The organism is Thermogemmatispora sp. (assembly GCF_019683755.1).
Classification (GTDB): Bacteria; Chloroflexota; Ktedonobacteria; order Ktedonobacterales; family Ktedonobacteraceae; genus Thermogemmatispora.
Map to the genome: position 1 here is coordinate 1 of NZ_JADGHT010000235.1, position 7,379 is coordinate 7,379.

Here is a 7,379-nt window from a genome sequence, read left to right on the forward strand (position 1 = left end):
GAGCAGGGACTGGCCTGCTCGCATCGGCAAGGAGGGGGGGACTGGCCAATCCCAGTAGTCGGCTCCCGCCCCCGGTAGCAGTGAATAACCCTCCCGCTTCAGGAAGACCTGCGCAGCATAGTTGTCCTGTCCGGGCAGCACGGGAATACAAAGCAGGCCCCACTCCGGCTTATCAGGCCCTGGCAGAGGAGACCATACTCCCGCCAGTTGGCGAGCTTTCTCCTCTGCCAGGCGCAGCAAGAGGGTGGCCAGGCCTCGACGACGATAGCACGGATGCACAAGGAGACGCAGCAGGCAGATCAGGCCGACAGAGCCACTGGTTTCTCCACCGACCCTGTGAGTATGAAGATCAGCATAGGCAATCGACTCTCCACAGCCGGACCTGACAAGCCAGTTCTCTTCGGCTGTGAGCAGTGTTGCTTTCTCAGCCGCAGCATTGCAAAGCTGATAGCCACAGACAGTAGAGAGTTGCAGCACTCCCAGGCGGTCAGTAGGATTACCAGTTGTCAGATTCAGGCCGTGCAGTAGTGCACTCATCGCAATGGCTCTCCATCTCTTGGCTGCTGTTCCCACTTATGCACGAGAGTGATACATCAAGCGGTGGTTGGTGTAGGCGCGCTGTCTTCCTGGCTGATCAGCGGTTTGCGAGCCAGTAACATCCGCACAGGAGGAAAGACGCGCCAGGACGGACGTCCCAACACAAGCAGATCCATCCCTAGCTCGCGCAGATCACGGGCGTATTGCTTTACATGAGCCAGGTCCAGAATGGCGATTCGTCCGCCTGGTTTGAGTACTCGCACCATCTCACGCAGAGCCTGGCGACGCCCCTGCTCTCCGCTGATATTGTGCAAAGCGAGGCAGGAGACGATGACATCGAAGCTGGCCTCTGGAAAAGGCAATTGCCGCGCGTCAGCAGTAACTATGCTGACCCGCTCGGCTACTCCAGCCAAGCGGGCATTCTCCTGGGTCGCCAGGGGATTATTACCGCTCTGGTCGCGTGTACTCCAGATATCGATGCCCGTGGCGTGTCCGCTGCGCAGGCGGCGAGCCGCTTCGACGAGCAACATTCCACGGCCACACCCCACATCAAGCACGCTCTCATCGCCGCAGAGAACTAGACGGTCGAGCAAGCGTCGTATCTCCCGCAGCTTGCCAACTCGTGAGGTCCAGAGCATGGCCAAGGCCTCCCCCAGACAGATACAGGCATTTGCCAGGAGCCAGATGGCAATGCCTGTCAGATGGAGACTAACTAGAAGCCAGAGCGCTACAGGAGAGAGCAATAGAGCCGCCAGGACAAGGAAGCGAATCATACCGGGAGCATCGACGCCATAATCTGGCTGCGAGTGAGAGGGCTGAGTCCGCATAGCCTGCTTCTCCTTTCAGTGTGTCGTCGTTAGAAGGGCGCCGCCGCGCTCTCTTCTCAAACCACAAAATTTTCTCCTCATAGGAATTATTTTGCTATTTCATTGGAGAATTTTACCATCTATTTGGGAATATGTCAAATATTCTCCAAGGATTTGGCAAGGTAATCGCAAGTTTGTGTTTCGTCTGGAGAAAGCAAGCGTGCGGAAAGGCCGGTCTGCGGGTGATATAATACAGTCGAGAGGAGCCTTATTCTGTCCCCTGGGAGTTGTGTCGATGACCATCCAATCTACCAGGCCAATCATCCAGTCAATCAATCCGGCCACCGAAGAGATCCTAGAGACCTTTGAACTCTACACGGAAGAGCAGATCGACGCCGCTCTTGACCAGGCACGTCGCGCTTTCCTCCAGTGGCGGGACACCAGCTTTACGGAGCGCGCTGCCCTGTTCCAGCGCCTTGCCACCTACTTACGCGAGCACAAGGCAGAGCTGGGGCGCCTGATCACGCTCGAGATGGGTAAGCCCATTACAGAGGCCGAGGCAGAGATTGTCAAATGTGCCTGGGCCTGCGACTATTACGCTGAGCACGCTCAACAGTTTCTGGCCGATCTACCCGCCGAGAGCAGCGCCAGCGAAAGCTACGTGGCCTTTCGGCCTTTGGGTGTGGTCCTGGCCCTGATGCCCTGGAATTTCCCATTCTGGCAGGTGTTCCGTTTCGCGGCGCCGGCGCTGATGGCAGGGAATACAACGGTGCTCAAGCATGCTTCAAATGTCTCGCGCTGTGCCCTGGAGATCGAACGCGTTTTCCGCGCATGCGGCTTCCCCGAGGGCATTCTGCGCACGGTGCTGGTGCGCGGCTCCGAGACCGAGAAACTGATCACTGATCCGCGCATTGCCGCTGTGACGCTGACAGGCAGTGCCGAGGTGGGTATGGAGGTAGCCGCTGCCAGCGGACGTGCCCTCAAAAAGCATGTGCTGGAGTTGGGTGGTTCTGATGCCTTCATCGTGCTGGAGGATGCTGATCTTGATGCGGCTGCCGAATGGGCAACTCGCTCGCGTTTCCAGAATACTGGTCAGAGCTGCATCGCAGCCAAGCGCTTCATTGTGGTGGAGGCGGTGGCTGCTGATTTTGAGCGCCGCTTTGTTGAGGCTGCCTCCCGCCTGCGGATGGGCGACCCACTGCAGCGGGAGACCCAGATCGGTCCGGTGGCACGCGGCGATTTGCGCGAGACCCTGCGCCGCCAGGTTGAGGAGACGCTTCAGATGGGCGGGCGTTTGCTCCTTGGCGGCAAGCCCGGCTCAGGTCGTGGCTTCTTCTATGAGCCGACTATTGTGAGCGGGGTCACACCAGCTATGCCGATGTTTCGTGAGGAAACTTTCGGTCCAGCAGCGGCTGTGATCTACGCCCGCGATGCGGAGCATGCCTTGGAGTTGGCTAATGCTTCGCCTTTCGGTTTGGGAGGCAATATTTGGACACGTAATATCGAACGTGCGCGCCAGATGGCTCGCTACTTCGAAACCGGCGGTGTCTTTATTAATGGGATGACAGCCAGCGATCCGCGCCTGCCGTTCGGTGGCGTGAAGCATAGCGGCTATGGCCGCGAGCTATCGATCTTTGGTATTCGCGAGTTCGTGAACATCCAGACCGTCTGGATCGGACCCGCGCGTCAGTAACTCCTCTCTCCGACCTTCCTTCTGGCCCTTGTCCGGGCCTGGCAAGCTGACAAGGAGCCGTACGACGCCGGTGCATGGCGGGGAGGCCTGGCCACTGGCTTGCCCTCTCTGGCGGGTTTGCTCCCCGCTGTGGTTTTATTACCAGGGATTGCCCTTGTCAGGCGCGGTTGCCGCCGTATCCCCTGCTCCCACGTTCGCGCCTCATGCCAACTCATCTCAGCTCGTCCGGCTTGTGTCTCCGCTGGGGCGCATGCTACAATCAGGAGGCTTGCGCTTGCCGGCAGGAAGAGCTTTGTTGTTCGGCGCAGCATTCGAGCGACGGAGGTACGGACGCAATGAGCGCAGAGAGCGCTGACGGACAGCAGTGGTGGGCCCAGGGTGACACCCCAGTCCGTCGTGATTCGCGCGTGACCTACTTGGTCGACGGTCATGCCACCCTACTCGCCTTCTGTCTGGCTTGCTTCCAGGCCAGGCAGTATATTTATCTCGCGCATTGGGGCCTTACCCCCTCGATGCCTCTCGTACGTGGCAAGGATCAGCGCGCTGGGCCTGACGATAGTCCTCCTCAGCAGGAGCTTATCGCCGAGCTGCGTCAGGCCGGCCTGAGCGAGGAGGCAATCGCCTTCTGGTGCAACCATGAACTGACCCTGCAGGCGGTCCTGGGCTACGCTGTCGAGCGCGGCATCGAGGTGCGCGCCTTACTCTGGGACTGCCCTGAGATTTTTTCACACTATAGCCCCCAGCAGGCCTATGAGGAGCTGAGTGCAGTCGGGGTCCTTTGTCTACTTGACGATAGCTCGCGTGGTCTGCTCCATCATCCGGCAGAGTCCCTCCACCAGAAGACCAGCGTGATCGATGGGCGTTACGCCTTCGTAGGCGGCATCGATCCTTTAATTGAGAATGACGGCGAATTCGATCGCTGGGATCTGCATCCTCATCCCTTGTTTACGCCTCTGCGGCGTTTGCTTGCCAAGCCCCTTTCACCTCATCCCTGGCACGACGTACATGCCCTGATCGAGGGACCAGCCGCCGCCGATGTAGAGCTGAACTTTCGCCAGCGCTGGAATGACGTGGTAGAGCGCAAAGGGCTTGAGGCAGCGCTGCTGGTGCCAGAGCACCCATTGCCCCCACCGTTGGCGACTCGCACAGTAGTGCAGATCGCGCGCACTATTCCCCAGCATACCTATCGCTTCGCCCCAGAGGGAGGCATCCAGGGGATCGCCCAGCTTTATGCCGCCGCTTTCCGCCATGCGCAGCGTCTGATCTATCTGGAGAACCAGTATTTCTGGCTGCGCTCCTTTCTCGGTCTGAACGTCCCCTTTATTGGCCCCGATAGCCCCGATATGGAGCAGAACTTGTACCTGCTTGGGGAGGCACTGCAACGGGGCGCCCATCTCGTGATGGTCCTGCCAGATCACCCCAATGTGGGGCGCGCCTTCACTGATGCCGGCCTGCAGCGTCTCCGCGAGGCAGCTCCCGAGGCCGTTCAAGAGGGACGTCTGCTCGTCTTCACCCTGGCAACTTCTGACGTGATGGATGGTCGCGTCCGCTATCGTCCGATCTACGTTCATGCTAAGGTTGCCCTGATTGATGATCTGTGGGCGACTGTCGGCTCGGCTAACCTGAATAACCGGGGCATGCGGGATGATGCTGAAATGAATGTGGCTACGCTCGATAGTGAGCTAGCTCGTGGCCTGCGCCTGCTCCTATGGGGCGAACATCTCGGCCTTGTCCCGGATGAGGATATGCTAACCCTCCTGCGCTACCTGGGTCAGCAGCCTCTCCATCCAGCCCGCCAGGCCCGCGCCCGCGATCTTCTTTCAGAGCTAGAACGCCGTCTTGGCGAAGATGTGCGAGGCGCACTGTTGCTGGCAAAGGAGGCACAGGAGAATCTAGAGCGCTATCGCAATGGTGAGCTACTGGTCGGGCACCTACTCCCTTATTTGACAGTGGCGGAGGCCAGGGAGCAAGGCCTGACCTGTGACGAAGCGCACGGCTGGATCGAGCAAGAGCAACCTTCTTAGCCTCTTTTGGCTACCCATCGGCTTCCATTTCCCCAGCGGCGCACAGTGCTCACCGCCTTGGCGATGCAGTTCAACGAGAGCACGTCAGCACAGCGCTCTGTCTGTCTGTCTGTGCTGCGGCTCTCGCTGCTTACCTTTGCTAGCATGGGCTTGCGGACGTCATTGCAGTGTGACCCGGCCTTACACCTGACAACGGTCTCAGGGAGCTATTCACTCACTCACTCACTCCACTCACACATCCAGCATTACTTAGATGAGTTCAAAATAGCGACGGCGCTCCCAATTAGTCACGGCGCGTTCGAACTCGCTGACCTCCCAGCGTCGTGTAGCAGCGAAGTGCTCCACGAAGTCGCTGCCGAAGTATTCGCGCGCTACCTCGCTCTGCTCAAAGAGGTCAGTCGCCGCAGTCAGATTGCGTGCCAGGGCCTGAATATGACCGCTCTCAGAGGCGCGGGCAATTGTAGCCGGGTCATAGGCATTACCACGCAGAGCTGGACCCAATTCTAGCTTGCGCTCGATGCCATAGAGGCCGCCCGCCAGCATCGCGGCAAAGACCAGGTAGAAATTGGCGTCGGCACCTGGTACGCGATTCTCAATGCGGATGGCCCGCGGCCCATTATTGATGACACGTACAGCACAGGTGCGATTATCCCAACCCCAGGTAGTATTGAGCGGGGTCCAGGTGCCAGCGACATAGCGCTTATACGAATTGATCGTTGGAGCATAGAGCGCCATCAGGCCAGGCATCGACTCCAGGATACCAGCCAGGAAATGGCGCATCGTAGCCGACATATGGCCTTCAGCTTCCTCATCCCAGAACAAATTGCGCTCCATATCCAGGTCCCAAAGGCTCATATGTGAGTGGCCGCTACTGCCGTCCTCTTGATCATGCCACTTGGCCATAAAGGTAGCGGCGTAGCCCATCTGATAACAGATCTCCTTGACCCCTGTCTTAAAGAGCATAGTGTAGTCAGCGGCGACCAGAGCCGGTTGATAGCGCAGGTTCATTTCATACATGCCAGGACCATGCTCGCGGTTGTAGCCCTCTACGGCAATGCCATAATCGCGCATCATGCGAGCGATGCGACCCAGCAAATGATCATCTGCACTTGCCTGGCTGATGGCATAACAGTTCATCCCCGGATTGAGTGGGGTCAGATTCGGCCCGAAGTCCTTTTCACGCAGCGAGACCTGGCTCTCACGGAAGAGGCGAAACTCTAGCTCGGCAGCCGCCGCCACACTATAGCCAAGCGAGCGAGCTCGCTCAACGAGCTGGCCGAGCAGGTAGCGCGGCGAGAGTTTTACCGGTTCACCTGACTCGGTCCAGAGGTCACAGATACAGGAGGCGACATGCTCTTCCCAGGGGACCAGCGCAAAGGTCGAGAGGTCGGGGCGCATGACCAGGTCGGCGAAGCCGCGCTCCCAGTTGCTAAATTTAAGATTGGGTAAGACATTCTCGGCGATATCCCAGCCAAAGAGCACATCGCATTGTGCAAAGCCTTCGTTGAGCGCATGCAGGAAATAGGTGGCATCGACGCGCTTGCCGCGGTAGACTCCTTCCATATCGGGTGTCCCGATCTTGACATATTCCACTTTGCCATCGCGTACAAGCTGCTCAATCTGAGCGAGTTCCATTCGATCTCCGTCCTTTCTTCAGCAACTGAGGGCTGGCGCCTCGTTGACTCTCTCTAGCAGGCCGGACAGACGGCAGAGGTATCGAGGCATTGGTTGCAGAGTAGCATGCCCAGCCTGGACCGTCAAGGGCCGAAAGAGCGTGGCCGCCTCTCGTTTCAGCGACGCCGACCTCTCCTCCCCTTGAACAAGTATGCTAGACTAGAACCGGTGTGGCTGAACTACCATAGAACGGAGAGATACATTTCGATGCAACGCACGCCGCTTGACGATGATGAGCAGCGCGCCTACCGGTCTGCCTTTTCTCCGCGGCAGGCCTCCCAGCAATCCAGGCAGCCTGCCAAATCCCAGCGATCGCGCCGGCTGCCGCCTCTCACAGACTCCGACCATTCAGCGGCGATGAGTGCGCCTTCCTGGAGAAGTGTTCCCATTCCCAAGCGTCGCGCTTCCTTACGAGCTAGCCGAGCCGCCGATCAAGCTGGCCCCACCACTCAGAGGCCGAGCGTCGCCCCTGGGTCCGATCCAGAGATCGAGACGCGTTCGGCACGCCAGCAGTCAGCAGCCGCGGATATGGATTCCGATCAGCAGGGCCTGGCTGACTGGCCTACATTCGCCGACGACTTCGATCCGACCCCGCCAGGCCCAAGACGGCAACGCCTCCCTTCCCCCGCTAGGGCCGGCCCTGGC

5 protein-coding genes are annotated in these 7,379 nt (G+C 59.1%); 2 read left to right on the plus strand and 3 right to left on the minus strand.

The features are described from left to right. Together IRZ24_RS14250 and IRZ24_RS14255 are read right to left on the minus strand one after the other, a co-directional pair. The coding region (locus IRZ24_RS14250; RefSeq protein WP_297165372.1) for a GNAT family N-acetyltransferase at window positions 1–537 on the minus strand (537 nt) is incomplete at its 3' end. 56 nt (window positions 538–593) lie between these two features. Beyond that, complete coding sequence (locus IRZ24_RS14255; protein ID WP_297165373.1) at window positions 594–1,364, minus strand: class I SAM-dependent methyltransferase; 771 nt, start codon at window positions 1,362–1,364, stop codon at window positions 594–596. Between the two features lie 274 nt (window positions 1,365–1,638). Here IRZ24_RS14255 and IRZ24_RS14260 point away from each other — a divergent pair, with 274 nt between their 5' ends. Both IRZ24_RS14260 and IRZ24_RS14265 read left to right on the plus strand, forming a co-directional pair. Further along, on the plus strand, window positions 1,639–3,036 hold the full coding sequence (locus IRZ24_RS14260) for an NAD-dependent succinate-semialdehyde dehydrogenase (RefSeq protein WP_297165375.1): 1,398 nt from the start codon (window positions 1,639–1,641) through the stop codon (window positions 3,034–3,036). 335 nt (window positions 3,037–3,371) lie between these two features. Next, window positions 3,372–5,060: a phosphatidylserine/phosphatidylglycerophosphate/cardiolipin synthase family protein gene (locus IRZ24_RS14265; protein ID WP_297165377.1), complete on the plus strand. Its 1,689-nt coding sequence runs from the start codon at window positions 3,372–3,374 to the stop codon at window positions 5,058–5,060. Between the two features lie 249 nt (window positions 5,061–5,309). On the opposite strand, the gene IRZ24_RS14270 is transcribed toward IRZ24_RS14265, so the two are convergent. After that, window positions 5,310–6,695, minus strand: coding sequence for a glutamine synthetase family protein (locus IRZ24_RS14270; RefSeq protein ID WP_297165379.1), 1,386 nt, complete (start codon window positions 6,693–6,695; stop codon window positions 5,310–5,312). Window positions 6,696–7,379 lie beyond the last annotated feature (684 nt).

Excerpts from the sequence above, each read along its gene's own strand:
- IRZ24_RS14255 (WP_297165373.1), bottom strand. The coding sequence starts at position 1,364 with ATGCGGACTCAGCCCTCTCACTCGCAGCCAGATTATGGCGTCGATGCT.
- IRZ24_RS14260 (WP_297165375.1), top strand. The coding sequence starts at position 1,639 with ATGACCATCCAATCTACCAGGCCAATCATCCAGTCAATCAATCCGGCC.
- IRZ24_RS14265 (WP_297165377.1), top strand. The coding sequence starts at position 3,372 with ATGAGCGCAGAGAGCGCTGACGGACAGCAGTGGTGGGCCCAGGGTGAC.
- IRZ24_RS14270 (WP_297165379.1), bottom strand. The coding sequence starts at position 6,695 with ATGGAACTCGCTCAGATTGAGCAGCTTGTACGCGATGGCAAAGTGGAA.